Genomic DNA, 16,669 nt, shown 5'->3' with positions numbered 1-16,669 from the left:
GGTTGTACTTCGATAATAATCTCAATACGATGATGGTGAGATTGTCTTTCTTGGATAGGGAGATGCGGTTGGATGAGATTACATCTGAGTTTATTGATAAGCGGTTGTATAATGACAAGGGCGAGTTGAATTATTCTCTTGATGTTAGAGATTATAGAACTATGTTTATAGCAAACGCTGTCAATAATGAGCCCGACCCGAAAAGAGATAATGGTTTAGCTGCTGTTATGGCGACAGGAGCTAATGAAGGTATAAAGTTTAGTGTTGATGAAGTTGGCAAAATGACAGCTGAGGGAGCTGTTAATGAAGAATCTTGGAAGCGAGCGACAGAAGCTTTTAGGGTTAGTAAAGATGATTTAGGTAATCTCAGTCCAAAAAATAAAGGTAAAGTTGTTGATAAAGCTAATAATGCTATAACCAATGTTAGTAATGCGATTACGGAAAAAGATCCTCTGGAAAGATACGCTGATAAACTTCGGGGAGATGATAAAAGTTTATCTAAGGAAGAGGCTATTAAGATAGCTCGGCAAGAGTTTGAAGAAAAATATAAAAGCCGATATTCATTAGTTGATGAACCTCTGAAAACTAAGTATGCTATGGAGGATTTAGGTAGACAACTTGACGAGGGGGGTAAACAATCATCGCGACAATCAACAAATATACAAAATGAAAACGATAAAGTTGGCGATACTAAAACAACCTCAATTAGTGATTCACATCTTAGGGTTTTTGTTGATAGTGTAAAAGAAGGTAATCTCAAATCTATTGGATATAATTTAAATGATGGGGGAGTTTTAGATAGATTAGCTAATCATAAATCTTTCACTGAAATGGCAGAATATTTATCCAGTAAAGGTTATTCTACAGATGATATTAAGTTGATAACTGCTGTTGTAGTTAAGTATAGACAAAGAGATGCTAAAGTAATGGCGGAAAATGAAAATGTACCATTACAAGACCTTAATAAGTTTTTAAGCGATCAAGAGCTTTTAAAGGCGGGGGTTGATAATATTGAAGGGGGTACTGCTTTAGATAATATATGTAAAGTTAATCGGAAGCAACAATTTATGTGGGATAAAAACTTAAATGCTTCCAAAGCCGCTCCCATTCAAGAACTTGCCCCTGAAAACAAGGGTAAACCTGATTCGCAAGCATCGTTAGTTTCTGCTATTGCTACCCCTAAACCAACTTTAACCTATAAGCAAGAAAAAACAGAACAAGAAAAAGATGAAGAGCGTAGAAAGCGTGAAGAAAAGGATGTTTTAGATAGAGTTGAGCCTAACCGCACTGCAGACCATTCGCCACGAGCATTGAACGAAAAGAATACCACAGCGAGTATTGAAGAGCAGAAGATTATTTTAGCTCAACAAGAAAGAAATATGACTCAGGAAGAGAAAATGCGTATGGAGCAGGAGATTGGTAATGACTCAAGAAACAAACAAGGAATGGATGTGTAAATACAAAAACCTTTGAAAACTTGATTTTATTTCAAATATTTTTTACTCAACAAAAAGCCCTGTATAGCTATAAAACAGGGCTTTAAATTTATGTGAGATATAACTTAGTTTACAATTTTAACATTTTGTAATTCAATATATTTCTGTAAATTTTCATTCAATCCTTTATATTGTTCCGCAATAATATCAAACTTCTTACGCCCCTCACTATTTTGAATTTCTGCACGAATTTCATTGATTTTTGGGTCGCCTCTTTTTAAGTTTTTTGCTTTGTGATTAAGCTCATAATCTGCATATATCACTCCTGCCATTCTATTTTCTTCTAAAAATTCTTCTTCAAGAGCTTTACGATACTCTAGTGTTATTTCTAATAGTTCTTTGTCTTTTACTTTATTGTCAATCATTAAAATGATTAAATCTTTTGAGCGATTATATAAGAAGCGAAATTTATCTTGGTATAGTTTGTTTGGTTCACGTCTTGTTGCGTAGGCGATATAGTTTGCGAATTGTTGACGAAGTGCTTGAGTTTCAGTTTTGAGAGCTTGGATTTCGTCTTGAGAGAGAGTTTTGCTCGTGTTTTTATTGAGAGGAGATGTTTTCTTGAGAGCTTGTTTGAGTTTTTCTTGAGAGATTTTTTGAGAGAGCCATTCTTTTATTTTTGGTTTATATTTCTCTTCAGAGTTTACATATTTTAACCACAGCTCCTGATATTCTTTAGTTGGAACTCCATAACGATGCTCGAAGTACCAATCAGTGCCAGTATGCTGAATGTGTCGATTTAATTCTTTTTCTGAATGTTCTACTCTAAATGAAGTTTCTGTGCTTGCTACAGCATTTCCGCCAAACATTAGGATACCAATCCCTAACATTACTTTGATTTTATTTACTGCTTTCATAATATACCCCTTTGAAGTTTAAAAAGCATTGTACATTGTTTAACTAAAATTTAAGTGAATTGTAACCGATATTGAGTGTGAAGTCAAGAGGAGTTTGAGGGGGGGTTTAATAGGACTAAGAATTAAAAACGCTTGTAAAATGACAATTTAAATCATATAATGAACTCGTGGAAGGTAGAGTTCGCCCCACCTTAAATAATTAGAAGACTCAACAGAAATTTGTGGAAGGTAGAGTTCGCCCCACCTTAAATAATTAGAAGACTCAACAGAATTAAAGCCTGCTTTTAAGTGGGCTTTAATTTTATCTAGTTAACCCCATTACGCAAGCATGAAACTTAAAAAACTAAAAGAAGCATTTTTCTTAGACAACCCAAACCTAGAGCAAGCTCTTTACGATAAAAATAGAGGGTATGGTATAGTTGTGATTTCATATAAATCATGAACAGTTGCCCTATCTCTTGGGAGATTCTTGTATTTTTCTTCTTTGTCGGAAGTTAATGGAATGTAATATGAGTAATACCCTTTACTAAAAACAACTCCAGTATAAGGCTTTTTATTTGTTTTGTTGTCGTAATTGTTAGAAACCCTATAATCTAAGGATTTTAAGTAGTCAACATAATCTTTTGAAATTATATAAAAATCCATACTTCTCCTTTCTATAAAAACAAAAGACAGTCTTGTAAAAAACTGCCTTTTGTTAGTGTTTTAAAGCTTCACCTTTATGGGAGTGAGACCCCAGTTTTAAAGCTTCACCTTTATGGGAGTGAGACCCCAGTTTTAAAGCTTCACCTTTATGGGAGTGAGACCCCAGTTTTTAAAAGCAATGAATTAATCACCACCTTTGATACTATTATAGTGTTTTATAACCGTTTTATCAAGTAAAAAATCACAAAAATTTCAAAGAAAAGACGAATGCTATAAAAATCATTCGTCTGTCTGTTGTTTTGCTTTAAATCATACCGCCATATTGATGTAGATTTAATATACTTCTACTTTTATGTATTTTTCTAGCAAATTGTTAGTGTCTTTGTAGTGTTGCTCAATAATATCAAACTTCTTCACATCATCACGATTGTTGATTTCTTTATGAGCTTCTTTGTACTCGGGCATTTTGTGAACTGGCTTATTTGCTTTTTTTGCTTCAGTAAAGATTGGAAAATTATCCATTAATGCAGTTTCTAATACTGAGTCAAAAACACCTGCTTCGATTTTGTGAATGTATAAAAATTCCTTTTCAAGAGTTTTACGATACTCTAATGTCATATCTAATAATTCTTTATCTTTTACTTTGTTGTCGATCATTAAAATAATTAAATCTTTTGATCGATTGTAGAGAAAACGGAATTTATCTTGATATAGAGTTCCGTATCTGCTTGGTCTATAAATCAAATAGTTTAAGAATTGTTGCGTAGAACTTGAGTTTCGATTTTGAGAGCTTGGATTTCGTCTTGAGAGAGAGTTTTGCTAGTGTTTTTGTTGAGATGAGAGGTTAATTTGAGAGCTTGTTTGAGTTTTTCTTGAGAGATTTTTTGAGAGAGCCAGGATTTTATTTTTTCGTATTCTTTTTTGTCTGTTTCAGTTTCCAACCATTTTTCTTTTGTTTCTAACCAGTCTTTCTGTCGTTCTTTAGTTGGAGTACCGTAACGATGTTCGAAGTACCAATCAGTTCCAGTATGCTGAATGTGTTTATTTTTATTTTTTTCAGCGTAGAAATCAGGAGCTTTTAATTCATCTTTTTTAAGCATCTCTTCAGTAATTTCATATTTCCCCGCCACAGCCAAGCACACCCACTCCTAACAATGTCAATGCCACAATTTTGTTTAATTTCATTTTCATATTTGTACTCCTTGCTTGTACAATGTTTAACTAAAATATGTAAAGCTTTTAAAGCTTTTTAATTTCTTTAAAACTTTTCTGTTTTAAATTGAGTGAATTTTAACCGATATTGAGATTGAAGTCAAGGGGAATTTGAGTAATTTTAATAGGTTTACTTTATCTCCCCAGATGTATTCAAGTATAAAACACCATCAATTACTCGAAGGTGTTTTTATAATAAGCTTTTTATTAAACACCTAACTTAGCAGTCTTTCTTGATTGATTTTTTGGTGGTTTTTGATTTCAAATCAAATGGTTTTTTATCTCCCCACTGAATACTTGCACAAACTTGCGTAGAAATTCCGTTTGGAGCTATATTGACTTTTGTTAAATAAGGTGGGTCGCTATCAATAAAATCTTCTTGAATAAGAATAATTTCTGAATTTGTTTCTTTTGAAATTTCTAATAGTTTTCTATATAAGCTGGATTTATCTTCAATTAAAGAAAAATGCTCTGCATTACTAAAAAGCTTATTGTTAAACAAGCTTTTTAAAGCTATGTCGTTTTCTAAATTAAGTTTGTTTATAGCGTTTTTGATTTCTATTGTTGAGTCTGTTAATAAAAAAATATTACAATTGTTCATAAAACATTCCTTTTTAATAGATAAATGTGTGGCAAGCTTTAAGCTTTAATCTTCAACCTTAGAACGCAAGAAAAAATCAGATAATTCTTGAATTTCATCTTCTCCCCATTCAATCATTGTTTCGGGAACGGGAGAATAAAATGTTACTATGTTTGCTGAGTCAGAATCATTTATCACAGTTTACATTGATTCTGTTGCGTGGTTTGTGCTTGAATGGTTTTTCATATGGTCGTCCTTTAAAACGTTTTTTGTTTTCGTTTGTTTAAAGATTTGGTTGTGTTGTTATTGTAGTTTGATATATCATACTATTTTTCGAGTAGTACTTATGTTAATTATTCTCTTTGTGTTATGACGAGTTTTTATATATCGCCATTACAATTAACTTAATTTTTGACATTTGTGAAATCTTTTTAATGTAACTTAAGTGGCTTTTTTATTCTTGTTCAAAAGATTTAAAACGAGCATCTAACCCCTATTTTTTGTTTAATTCTCATCTTAATTGTATTAAATATTATCTCATTCTTAGATTTATTCTCAGATATTCTAAATACTCCATATCAAATTCAATCAATAAACAAGAAAACATGATTGTAAAATAAGTTAACGAATTATAACCTCAGTAAAAAAGAGAATTTCATTAAAATAGAGGGGCGTACTATGAATATGAACGAAACATCTCCTCTTAGAATAAATTCTTAACATAAAGAAGGCTTTCTTGAAAACTTGACAAATATATAAGGTTGATTTAATTTTATTCTATTTAAAGAATAGATTAAAAAATGACAACAGTTATTCAAAGTCGAAGCAAGTAAAAACTGCCAGCTTGGAAAACTGAGTTAGGGTTTTCTTCCACTTTTTATATTTGTAAATAAAGGATTCAAAATGAAATTAAGTAAAACTTTTTTAGCCATCGCAACATTATTCACAGCTACCACCGCTATGGCATCTGCTGAAACTTCTGCAGCTCAATACCCAGAACTCGCTAAATCTTTAGCGGTTATCGGAATCACAGAAGGTTATAAGGTTGAACCTTTAGATTATTTAAACTTAGTTAAAGTAACCACTAAAGATGGTAAAAAATTACAATTAACTCAAGACGGTAAATACGCTATTGAAGGGACTGTGTACGGCTTTAAAGACGGAGCTTTCTCTAATTTAACGCAAAAATCAGCTTTGAAAGGCTTAGCTGAAATTGAGAAGACAGCTATTGTGTTTAAAGCAACTGAAGAAAAACACGTTGTTCACGCTTTCGTTGATATTACCTGCTCTTTCTGCCAAAAGTTATTCAAAGATATGGCTAAATACAATGAAAAAGGTATTACTGTCAAATTATTAGCTTTCCCTCGTGAAGGTTTAGATAGCCCTACTGCAATGCGTATGGAAAGTATATTCACTGCAGAAAATCCTGCACAAGCTTATACAGACGCTGAAAATGGTAAAATGCCAGAAAACTTAAAAGAGCCTAATATCGTAAAACAGCACTATAAATTCGGTGATGATTTCGGTGTGTCAGGTACTCCTTTCATCATTCTTGCGAATGGGGAATCAATTCCTGGTTATCTTCCTCCAGATAAATTATTTGAAGCAGTTGAAACAATCACCAAAATTAAAAAATAAATCTATTTATGCTCAAAAATTTTAATGAATCTTAAACTTGTAAGCGTTAGTGATGTTATTAGTTTCTAGGGCTGATTTATTGTTTAATTTATCCAGCATCAAACCAATGTTGTATGTGTTTACGGTTTTTGGGGTGTTGCTGGATTCAGATTTTTTTGCTAAGAGCTCCATCCCACTTAGAATCGAATCTCTTATTTTGTTCTCTCTAAATTTTTAAACGTTTCTGCATTGCTACAATGCGTTTTAGTACGCATTAGAATGCTATAAACTTCTATATCTTCTGCATTATTATTTTTTTAGTGCCTCGTTATAAAGCGTTTCATAGCTTTTATAAGTAATTTGTACGTTAACCAATGTCATTATGCTCGCTAGAAAAATTTAACTCTGCTTTAGCTCCAAAACAGTATTACACCAACAACCCTGAAAGTGGGCTACTGATACACTCATATATAATAAATTACCCCATCTAAATAATATTAAATCCAAGCTCAATCATAACCAGACATGGACGTTGGCGAAACAATTTCCGAGTGTGGCGGAGCAAGGCTTGCAGGCGTTGCGGGATTGGTCGGCTAAAGCGGATATGCAGCGTGAGCGTATGGCGATATTACAATATTATGCGGAAGAAAGAGAAAATCGTGATGCTCGTGAGGCTCGAAATGCGAATTTAGCCCGAAATGTTGTAGGGGGTATGGGAGTCAGTCTGGGTGGTGCTAATAGCTTTAACAGTTTTGGTGGCGGGTTGTACTTCGATAATAATATCAATACATTGATGGTGAGATTGTCTTTCTTGGATAGGGAGAAATTATTTATGATAAATATATTAAAAGAATTAAGTGCCGCTAGGCCCCGCACGTTGCATAGCAATGTATAAGCGGGCATTTCGAGAATTATTTTAAATTCATTATATTAACCAATGTTAATGAGAGAAGTTTTTCTGTTAATTTATTTATAAATTCAAAAACTAGTAATGATTTATCTTATGATGAAAATATAAGAAGTAACTTCATTATTTATTATGGCTATTTTTCATTTGGAAGCAAAAATAATTGGTGGAAAAAATAGTGTTTTAGATGCGACACATGCTTGTGCATATAGACATAGAATTAAAATAGAAGGACATGGTGATTACAGTCATAAAGGCGGATTATTGCGTTCCTTTTTCTTAAAGCCTAAATCACTTAATCTATTGCATATTGAACCAGTGCATTTTTGGAAGGCTGTTGATGAGTTTGAAAGTAAAAGCCGTAAAGACTCTCAAAGAGCTAGAGAATTACAAATTTCTTTACATAAGGAATTATCCTTAGAAGAAAACGAAAATTTATTATTAAGTTTTATCGAAGAAGAATTTATATCAAGAGGTATGATTGCAGATATTGTTATTCATCAACCTAAAGAAAACCCAGATAATATACATGCACACGTTATGTTATCATTAAGAGAAATTATGTTAAATGAAAAAGATATAATATTTGGCAAAAAAAGAAGGGACTGGAATGATAGAAGTTTATTATTAAAATGGAGAGAGAAATGGGAGTGTAAAAGTAATGAAATTCTTTCTAGTAAAGGAGTCGATAAAATAACAAGCAAGAGTTATTCTACTCTTTATGAAGAAGCAAAGAAAAACAATGACATTAAAAATATGGAATTATATTCAAATTTAATGCGTTTTAGAACACATTTTAGCTCAAAAGATATTTATAATAATAAAAATATCATATCATCAGTAAGAGAAGAAAAAAATCGTATTAGAGATGAAATAATCAAAAAATACGATAAAACTAACAACGAGGTTAAAAATGAATCAAAATATATTAATGGGAGAGAAACTTCCTACTATAAATGTAGAAGAGGAAAAAATCCATTTGATAGAATTAGGAAGACTATTAAAAATTCAATCAATAGAGTTAGAAGTAGAATTAGAGGGTTATCTTTCGAAGTACAGCTCTTTAGACAAATTATCATTTCAAAAGCAACTGGAAAAATTAACTACGGGGAGTGGAAAAGAAAAAGAGTTAATGGAATTATTAATTCAAATAAGAAAAGTATCAAAAGCTATGAAAAATATAGCAAATCAAATAACTATGATTTTTCCGAATGGTTTGACTCTCTTGAATTAAATATAAAAGAGTTTTGTATTCCTTATCATTTAGTAGAATCATATGAAAATAATACTGGCAAAAAAAGTGGTGGATCAAAATATGTATTTAAATAAAATTAAAGAAAAAATAGAAACTATGAATATTAATGATTTTATAGCTATCATTAAAAGGTTAACAAGCAATGAAATAGATGAGCTATATACCCAATTAAAACAGGATTGTGAGGTTAAAAATATAAACTGTGACTATTTTAAAGCTCTAAAGGACGAGATTAACCGCAGGAAATCTTACAAAATAAGACCATAATAGTATTGTTAACACTCAAATAAAAATCTTATGTTTATATAAAAGTTGGTGATTATTATTACTAACTTTTTTATTTTTTAGACATAATATCAAAGATTCTATTCGGAATAAGTTTTCAGCTTATTTATCGTACCACTCAAATCTCTCATATTTTGGCGATGACCAGCAGAACTCCAAAAGTCGAACAGCCTAGATTATCTGACTATATGCAATTCTTTAATGAACAAGCAGAAAGTATAGCCGATTATGGCGTAGTATATGACTTAGTGAAAATATAGTTGTATTTCTAGTTTTTTGTTGATATTGTGTATATACATTATTCAATAGAGAGAATAACAAAATGCAACTTCAGATCAAAAAATGGGGAAATAGTGCCGCAGTACGTATTCCTCAAACACTTTTAGCACAGCTTCATTTAAGAGAAGATGACCTTTGCTCAGTAGAAGTGCTAGATAATAGCTTAATTCTTCGCCCTGCTAAACTAAAGAAGCAGTATGATTTAAAAGCATTACTTGCCGAAATGCCTGAAGAGTTTCCAAGGGTTGAAGGTTGGAACGAGTTAACCGATGTCGGATTGGAGAAAGTATAATGTATATTCCAGCTCGTGGTGATATTATTCATTTACAGTTTGACCCTGCCAGTGGAAAAGAAATGAAAGGGGAACATTTTGCCTTAGTTGTAAGTAGCAAACTATTTAATGAGCGTGGTTTAGCTTTTGTTTGTCCAATTTCTCAAGGCGTACATTCTCGTTCATTTGGTACAGTGGTCACCTTAATGGGAAGTGGCTTACATACTCAAGGTGCGGTTCATTGTCATCAATTAAAATCGCTAGATTGGAAAGCTCGCCAAGCAAAATGCAAAGAAAAAGTTCCTGATTTTATTTTAGAAGACGTGTTATTAAGAATAGAAGCTATCTTATCCGAATGATTTGTTAATTTAAAGGTAGTCCAGCTGGAAAGTGTGAATAAATCCATAGATTTAGAAGTGATGATTAACGTGATAGATTAAGCCTACTTAACTAATCCTTTTTAGCGTTGATTTTAAAAGTTAGTAGTACGTTTAGTAGTTTATAAATAAATCAAGTCAACAGACACCATATATAAAAAGGCTTTAGCTTGGTTTATTCAGGTTCGGTAGGGGGCCAATCAGAAACCTTATCAAAGCAAGGATTTGAACTACCCAAGAAAAATTCTATACTGCCTCAGAACGTATCTACAATATTTTCCTAAACAGATTAATAAAATCAGCTACATAGTTTTGATTTTGAATTACTTTTTCAGCCTGTGAGTGTCACTGGATAAACTATTTTCTCGACGTTTTTATTTCACATATTTCCTCGTATAAGCTAGAATATGCACCCCGAACGCAATCGTTTTCGCGTGTCACTTTTTCTTCATATATTAACTCTAAAAATAGGAAGCCCTATGTCAGCAACAATTTTAGAAACTCTACCTCTTAACCAAAAAGTTGGAATCGCTTTTTCAGGCGGATTAGATACCAGTGCCGCATTACTTTGGATGCGTCAAAAGGGAGCTGTACCTTATGCTTATACGGCTAATTTGGGGCAGCCAGACGAAGATGATTACAATGCTATTCCTAAAAAGGCGATGGAATATGGAGCAGAAAATGCTCGTTTAATTGATTGCCGTAGCCAATTAGCTCACGAAGGCATTGCAGCTATCCAATGTGGAGCTTTCCATATTTCAACAGGCGGTATGCCTTATTTTAATACCACCCCGTTAGGTCGTGCAGTAACAGGAACGATGCTGGTTGCAGCAATGAAAGAAGATGATGTAAACATTTGGGGTGATGGTAGTACTTTCAAAGGTAACGATATTGAGCGTTTTTATCGTTATGGTTTATTAACTAATCCTAAGTTAAAAATTTACAAACCTTGGTTAGATCAAACGTTTATTGATGAACTTGGCGGTCGCCACGAGATGTCAGAATTCTTAATTGCGAATGGCTTCCAGTATAAAATGTCAGTAGAGAAAGCGTACTCAACAGACTCAAATATGTTAGGTGCAACGCACGAAGCAAAAGATCTTGAGCTATTAAGCACAGGCATTAAAATTGTAAAACCAATTATGGGCGTAGCATTTTGGGACGAAAATGTTGAAATTAAACCTGAAACTGTTTCAGTAACTTTTGAAGAAGGTGTTCCTGTTGCATTAAATGGTAAACGTTTAGAAGATCCTGTTGAACTTATTCTTGAAGCAAACCGCATTGGTGGTCGCCACGGTTTAGGTATGACAGACCAAATTGAAAACCGTATCATTGAAGCGAAAAGCCGTGGTATTTATGAAGCACCGGGAATGGCATTATTGCATATTGCTTATGAGCGTTTAGTAACTGGTATTCACAACGAAGATACGATTGAACAATACCGCATTAACGGTTTACGTTTAGGTCGTTTATTGTATCAAGGTCGTTGGTTCGATCCACAAGCGTTAATGTTGCGCGAAACAGCACAACGTTGGGTTGCAAAAGCAATTACAGGTACAGTGACGCTTGAGTTACGTCGTGGTAACGACTTCTCGATTTTAAATACGGAATCACCAAATCTCACTTACGAGCCAGAACGTTTAAGTATGGAAAAAGTGGAAGATGCACCATTTACTCCAGCAGATCGTATTGGTCAATTAACAATGCGTAATTTAGATATTGTTGATACTCGTAATAAATTGGGTATTTATACCGACACTGGTTTATTATCTGTACAAAATAATGTATTACCGCAATTAGGTAATCAATAATCAAATAGTATCGCACTTAATGATTTGTTATCAATTAAGTGCGATTTAATTATTTGAGATATTTCTGTTCCAGTCTCAAGAAATGTTATGAAAAAAACACGAAAAACAAAGTTAGGTCGTCTAGCTGTTCCTGTATCAAAAGAATTTAAACAAAATTCACCTATTTTTATTCCGCTTTTCTTTGCTGATCCAACACAAAAAAGGCAAATTGTCTGGGAATTACAACTTGAAAATGGGCAATGTGATTCAGGTCGCGTCTCTAGAAATGCGATCAACTTACCAAGTTTACCAATCGGCATACATCATCTGACTGTTATTGTAGGTCAAAACCTATTGTCAAAAGGTCATAAAATTTACGAATGTAGCCTTCATATCAGCGAGTAAGTGGAAAGATCTTACTTATTCAGCCCTTTTTCTACTGCAGTGAGCATTCCTCGCAGTAAATTCAATTCCGCCGTTTCTAGTTCACAGCGTTGATAAAGACGGCGGAGTTTTAACATTACGGCATCATTACGAATAAACCCTAGCTCACGATATAACCGCTCAGTATGATTGAAAAAATGTGCTAATGATTCGGCAGAAGGGTAGCTAATGTTAGTGTTCTCTGTAAGCGGTAAGTTTTGCTGATCATTTTGCATATTCTTGGTTAAATTTAACCACGCCATTCTTATTTCATAGCTTACTAATTGCACAGCCATCGCCAAATTCAATGAACCATATTCAGCGTTTGTTGGTACATTTAAATGATAGTGGCATTTTAATAATTCTTCGTTTGTCAATCCAACTCGCTCTCGTCCAAAGACAATGGCAACTTTACCTTGCTTTGCTCGTTGCATGGCCAATTCTCCGCACGCTCTTGGCTCAATTAAACTGCTTTGTAAATGGCGTAAACGAGCGCTTGTTCCTACAATTAATTGACAATCGGCAATAGCATCATCAAAGCGGTTGAAAATTTGAGCTTGTTCAAGCACATCTTTTGCTCCCGCAGACAGTGCAACTGCTTGTTCATCAATTGATTGTTTTGGCGAAACTAAGCGTAAATGTGATAGCCCCATTGTTTTCATTGCCCGAGCGGTTGAGCCGATATTGCCACTGTGAGAAGTTTCGACAAGTACAATTTGAATTTGCTTGAGTAAGTTCATCATTAGATCACTAATTGCATCAATAGGTTAAGTTAGCTCATTTTAGCATAGATTATGCCGAAGTGATTATTTGCAATCGTTTACCTAGATGTTACACTTCGCAGCTCATTTGAAGGAGATGTAAAATGAAAAGAAAGTTAAAGTCATTAGTCGCAAGCTTATGTCTTGCAAGTCCGTTATTTGCGATGAGCAATGCCAATGCAGAGGGTAAATTAACCGTTTACTGCACTGTTCAAAATAATGTCTGTGAAAATATGACCCAAAAATTCTCGCAGAAATACAATGTAGAAACCCAATTTATTCACGGTGGGACAGGTACTATTTTTGCACGCATTAAAGCGGAAAAAGATAATCCACAAGCTGATATTTGGTATGGTGGTACAATTGAACCTCACTTCCAAGCAGGGCAACTCGGCTTATTAGAAGCTTATCGTTCACCGAATCAAGCCGAAATCTTACCTGAATTTAAAAGCTTAATGGAAAGTAAAAAAGGTGATTTTACTTCTATCGTTTATATGCTCGTTCTTGGTTTTGGGGTAAACACTGAAAAATTACAGAAATTAGGCATTGAAGCACCTAAAAAATGGGCTGACTTACTCAATCCTAAATTAAAAGGGGAAGTTCAACTGCCTGATCCGCGTACTTCTGGCACAACTTACACCATTATTGCAACATTAATTCAATTATGGGGTGAAGAAAAAGCCTTTGAATACTTAAAACAACTTGATGCTAACATTTCTCAATATGTAAAAAGTAGTCTTGTTACTACAAATTTATCTCGTGGTGAAAGTACAGCCACTGTTGGATTTGTTCATAGTTATGCCACTGAAAAAGAGAAAGGTGCACCAGTTGAGTCAGTTCTTCCTGAAGACGGGGTAGGTTATGCTTTAGGTGGGGTAAGTATCATCAAGGGAGCAAGAAATTTAGATAACGCAAAACTATTTATGGATTGGGTATTATCTAAAGAAGCGCAAGAAATTCCTTGGCGTGAACATGGTGTTTATCAAATTCCAACAAATGTGAAAGCAGAAGTTGCTCCGCAATCGGTTAAATTATCAGGCGTTAAATTAGTAGAATTAGACTTTGAACGCTTTGGTTCAAGTGAAGAAGGAAAACGCTTAGTTGATAAATGGCTATCAGAAGTTAAACTAGCGAAGTAATTCGTTCTTATACCTGACTGCAATTTTCTCAATCTTTTCTCGGTATTTTATGGATGCGGTACCGAGAAAGATTCAATTATATGTTCTAAATTATCAAATAAGTCATTAATATTACGGCACATTTTGCTGTAATGTTTGGCTTATCCACTCATTTAAACTTAAATTTTGTGCGTTAGCTGCGGCTACTGCGGCTGCGTGTAAGTCTGGGCTAATACGCACATTAAATTTACCTGAGTATTCTTTATATGGTGCAATACCTTTTTGCTGACATAATTCAAGAAATAAGGTTAAACTAGTTTCTCCTTCTTTACGGAGATCATTTACGTTATCAGCATAAAAGTCAGCGCCACCGTTTAAGTGAATAAATTCACCGCGAAATAGCTCAGTATCGGGATCGTAAGATATAGTGGCTTTGTGACCATTGATTTCCATGATATTACGCATAGGGATAGACTCCATTTTCAGAGAACCATTTACGAATAGTTGCAATCGCCCCTTTATCGGTTGTGGGTTCAGGATGGGGGCGATGAAATACTCTTACTTGCTCAAATAAAATAACAGCTATACGGCTCCCTTCTCGTTGATAAATTTCAGCACCCAAAGCAAGAAAGAGATTTTCAATACTTTCCCATTTGATATTGGCTGAAATAGGGTGCTGATAAATTTGGATTAAGGTTCGTTGATGTTTTTTATTGAGATGTTTTGATACCATAATTTAGTACTATTTTAATCTTAATTACCAGAAGATGCAAATAAGATAAAACTATCTCAATCATGTTTTAATCAGCAATTTATCATTTCTCGATCGTTATCGCAAAATTAGCCATTCAACAAACTTTCTAATTGCTCTTGCAAGTCAAGCCATTCTATTTCAACTTCTTCAAGCTGTTTTTTGGTGGCGACTTGTTGAGCAAGTGTTTCGGTTAATTTAGCTTTATTCTCCGCTTCATAAATTTCAGGAGAAGCAAGTGTGTCTTCCAATGTTTGTAAACAAGCGGTGAGTTTCTCTAAATTTTTTTCCAACTGCGTGAGCTGTTTACGCAACGGGGCAGTTTGTTGGCGAAGTTCTGCTTCTAAACGTTTCTGTTCTTTACGGCTTGCTGCACTGTTTTCATTTTCGTTTGGCGTATCACAAGCGGTTGGATTATCTCCATTTTTTGCAACATTATTTTTCTTCTGTTGTTCCAATAAGTTATTTTGCTCATTTAACCATTTCTGATAGTCGTCTAAATCCCCTTTAAATTCTTCCACTTTATGATCGTGCACCAAATAAAATTCATTGACGGTGCTACGGAGCAAGTGGCGATCGTGCGAAACGATAACTAACGAGCCTTCATATTGTGTTAAAGCCTCCATTAAGGCTTGACGCATATCTAAATCTAAGTGGTTGGTTGGCTCATCTAATAACAATAGATTTGGGCGTTGCCAAACAATAAGTGCTAATACCAAACGGGCTTTTTCTCCCCCTGAAAAGCTCTTTACTGCTTGCTTTACTTTGTCGCCATGGAAATCAAAACCGCCTAAATAATTACGCAATTCTTGCTCGGTTTTTTCGGGGGCTAGGCGAGCTAAATGCCATAACGCACTTTCATCGGCTCTTAATGTATCAAGCTGATGTTGTGCAAAGTAGCCAAGCTGTACGCCTTTAGCCAGTTGAGTATGACCTGATTGTGCGCTAATTTCGCCAGCTAATAATTTAATTAAGGTAGATTTACCGGCTCCGTTACGTCCTAATAAACCAATTCTTGAACCGGGAACAAGGTTGAGTTTAACAGACTGCAAAACCGTATTCTCGCCATAACCAGCACTCACTTTTTCCATTGAAAGTAATGGGTTAGGTAAACTTAATGGCTCTTTAAACTCAAAGGAAAACGGGCTATCTGCATACGCAGGGGCGATAAGCTCCATTTTTTCTAAGGCTTTCATTCGGCTTTGAGCTTGCTTAGCTTTACTTGCTTTCGCTTTAAAACGGTCAATAAATTTTTGTAAATGTGCCATTTTTTGCTGTTGCTGTTGGAAAGCAGATTGCTGTTGCGACAGTTTAGTTGCACGTTGAATTTCAAAGGAAGAGTAATTCCCCGTATAGTCATTCAGTTTCTGCTGTTCAATATGTAGCACCCGATTGATGATCGGATCAAGAAAATCCCTATCGTGTGAAATCAGTAATAATGTGCCACGATATTGACTTAACCAGCGCTCTAACCAAATTACTGCATCTAAATCTAAATGGTTGGTTGGCTCATCTAATAAAAGCAAATCAGAACGACAGATTAGTGCTTGAGCGAGATTTAAACGCATTCGCCAACCACCCGAAAAGGATTTAACGGGTAAATCAAGCTGTTCAGTACTAAAACATAGGCCATTGAGTAAGGTGGCAGCACGAGATTGAATTGTCCAAGCATCAATTGTATCTAATTGAGCGTGTAAGGTTGCGATTAAATTACCATTATTAGTTTGATTGGCTTGGGCTAACTGTGCCATTAAATCGGTGTATTCTCGGTCACCTTGAATGACATAATCAATCGCAGGAATATCTAGCGCAGGCGTTTCCTGGTTTACCCATGCAATCGACCAATGATGCGGATATTTCGCCTCTCCCCCTTCGGGAGATAGCTCATTTTTGAGTAAGGCAAAAAGAGAAGATTTGCCACAGCCATTTTTGCCAACAAGCCCCACTTTTTGTCCTGTATGGATTGTTGCATTGGCTTGTTCGAGTAGGACACTTTGCCCGCGTTTTAAGGTTAAATCTGTAAAAAATATCATTGAAATTTATAT

General features: G+C 34.5%; 18 protein-coding genes. 9 read left to right on the top strand and 9 right to left on the bottom strand.

The genetic code is table 11. From position 1 onward, the window contains the following. The coding region (locus tag A1D26_RS03065; RefSeq protein ID WP_232516791.1) for a hypothetical protein at window positions 1–1,457 on the top strand (1,457 nt) is incomplete at its 5' end. 104 nt (window positions 1,458–1,561) lie between these two features. Here the strand turns inward: A1D26_RS03065 and A1D26_RS03060 are convergent. The 5 genes from A1D26_RS03060 to A1D26_RS03040 form a co-directional block, all read right to left on the bottom strand. Next, a complete protein-coding gene (locus A1D26_RS03060) occupies window positions 1,562–2,353 on the bottom strand; it encodes a hypothetical protein (protein WP_157402621.1) in 792 nt (263 codons plus the stop codon). 390 nt (window positions 2,354–2,743) lie between these two features. Then, on the bottom strand, window positions 2,744–2,998 hold the full coding sequence (locus tag A1D26_RS09750; protein ID WP_157402620.1) for a type III toxin-antitoxin system ToxN/AbiQ family toxin: 255 nt from the start codon (window positions 2,996–2,998) through the stop codon (window positions 2,744–2,746). A 333-nt stretch (window positions 2,999–3,331) separates the two neighbouring features. Further along, window positions 3,332–3,655, bottom strand: a complete 324-nt coding sequence (locus A1D26_RS03050; RefSeq protein WP_157402619.1) for a hypothetical protein — start codon at window positions 3,653–3,655, stop codon at window positions 3,332–3,334. 92 nt (window positions 3,656–3,747) lie between these two features. Then, the gene (locus tag A1D26_RS03045; RefSeq protein WP_157402618.1) at window positions 3,748–4,098 is read right to left on the bottom strand and encodes a hypothetical protein; all 351 of its coding nucleotides are present in this window, start codon (window positions 4,096–4,098) and stop codon (window positions 3,748–3,750) included. Between the two features lie 332 nt (window positions 4,099–4,430). Continuing rightward, window positions 4,431–4,811, bottom strand: a complete 381-nt coding sequence (locus tag A1D26_RS03040; RefSeq protein ID WP_157402617.1) for a hypothetical protein — start codon at window positions 4,809–4,811, stop codon at window positions 4,431–4,433. An 882-nt stretch (window positions 4,812–5,693) separates the two neighbouring features. On the opposite strand from A1D26_RS03040, the gene A1D26_RS03035 reads away from it, so the two are divergent. The 7 genes from A1D26_RS03035 to A1D26_RS03000 all read left to right on the top strand — a co-directional run bounded on the left by A1D26_RS03035 (window position 5,694) and on the right by A1D26_RS03000 (window position 11,976). Then, entirely contained in the window at window positions 5,694–6,428 is a 735-nt protein-coding gene (locus A1D26_RS03035) for a thioredoxin fold domain-containing protein (RefSeq protein WP_157402616.1), read from the top strand. A gap of 511 nt (window positions 6,429–6,939) precedes the next feature. Further along, on the top strand, window positions 6,940–7,302 hold the full coding sequence (locus A1D26_RS03030) for a hypothetical protein (RefSeq protein ID WP_157402615.1): 363 nt from the start codon (window positions 6,940–6,942) through the stop codon (window positions 7,300–7,302). 144 nt (window positions 7,303–7,446) lie between these two features. Continuing rightward, a complete protein-coding gene (locus tag A1D26_RS03025; protein ID WP_157402614.1) occupies window positions 7,447–8,643 on the top strand; it encodes a MobA/MobL family protein in 1,197 nt (398 codons plus the stop codon). Between the two features lie 533 nt (window positions 8,644–9,176). Further along, window positions 9,177–9,425 carry an AbrB/MazE/SpoVT family DNA-binding domain-containing protein gene (locus tag A1D26_RS03015; protein ID WP_157402613.1) on the top strand — a complete coding sequence of 83 codons (249 nt, stop codon included), beginning with the start codon at window positions 9,177–9,179 and terminating at the stop codon, window positions 9,423–9,425. After that, on the top strand, window positions 9,425–9,763 hold the full coding sequence (locus tag A1D26_RS03010) for a type II toxin-antitoxin system PemK/MazF family toxin (protein WP_157402612.1): 339 nt from the start codon (window positions 9,425–9,427) through the stop codon (window positions 9,761–9,763). The genes A1D26_RS03015 and A1D26_RS03010 overlap by 1 nt, the downstream gene beginning before the upstream one ends. Window positions 9,764–10,260: 497 nt before the next feature. Next, window positions 10,261–11,592: an argininosuccinate synthase gene (argG, locus tag A1D26_RS03005; RefSeq protein ID WP_157402611.1), complete on the top strand. Its 1,332-nt coding sequence runs from the start codon at window positions 10,261–10,263 to the stop codon at window positions 11,590–11,592. A gap of 87 nt (window positions 11,593–11,679) precedes the next feature. Further along, window positions 11,680–11,976, top strand: coding sequence for a hypothetical protein (locus A1D26_RS03000; RefSeq protein ID WP_157402610.1), 297 nt, complete (start codon window positions 11,680–11,682; stop codon window positions 11,974–11,976). An 11-nt stretch (window positions 11,977–11,987) separates the two neighbouring features. On the opposite strand, the gene trmJ is transcribed toward A1D26_RS03000, so the two are convergent. Beyond that, window positions 11,988–12,734, bottom strand: coding sequence for a tRNA (cytosine(32)/uridine(32)-2'-O)-methyltransferase TrmJ (gene trmJ, locus A1D26_RS02995; RefSeq protein ID WP_157402626.1), 747 nt, complete (start codon window positions 12,732–12,734; stop codon window positions 11,988–11,990). Between the two features lie 125 nt (window positions 12,735–12,859). Between trmJ and A1D26_RS02990 the strand changes: the two genes are divergently transcribed. Continuing rightward, window positions 12,860–13,894, top strand: a complete 1,035-nt coding sequence (locus A1D26_RS02990) for an ABC transporter substrate-binding protein (protein ID WP_157402609.1) — start codon at window positions 12,860–12,862, stop codon at window positions 13,892–13,894. A gap of 111 nt (window positions 13,895–14,005) precedes the next feature. Here A1D26_RS02990 and A1D26_RS02985 read toward each other — a convergent pair whose 3' ends face one another. From A1D26_RS02985 to A1D26_RS02975, 3 genes are all read right to left on the bottom strand, one after another. Next, window positions 14,006–14,338 (bottom strand): type II toxin-antitoxin system HicB family antitoxin, encoded by a 333-nt coding sequence (locus A1D26_RS02985; protein WP_157402608.1) that lies wholly within the window; start codon window positions 14,336–14,338, stop codon window positions 14,006–14,008. After that, a complete protein-coding gene (locus A1D26_RS02980; RefSeq protein WP_157402607.1) occupies window positions 14,331–14,606 on the bottom strand; it encodes a type II toxin-antitoxin system HicA family toxin in 276 nt (91 codons plus the stop codon). The genes A1D26_RS02985 and A1D26_RS02980 overlap by 8 nt, the downstream gene beginning before the upstream one ends. A 107-nt stretch (window positions 14,607–14,713) precedes the next feature. Further along, window positions 14,714–16,657 (bottom strand): ABC transporter ATP-binding protein, encoded by a 1,944-nt coding sequence (locus A1D26_RS02975; RefSeq protein ID WP_157402606.1) that lies wholly within the window; start codon window positions 16,655–16,657, stop codon window positions 14,714–14,716. Window positions 16,658–16,669 lie beyond the last annotated feature (12 nt).

It is taken from the genome of Ursidibacter maritimus, assembly GCF_009761395.1.
GTDB classification, from domain to species: domain Bacteria; phylum Pseudomonadota; class Gammaproteobacteria; order Enterobacterales; family Pasteurellaceae; genus Ursidibacter; species Ursidibacter maritimus.
The sequence above is the reverse complement of the archived record's forward strand: the minus strand, read 5'-3'. Positions and strand labels throughout refer to the sequence as shown.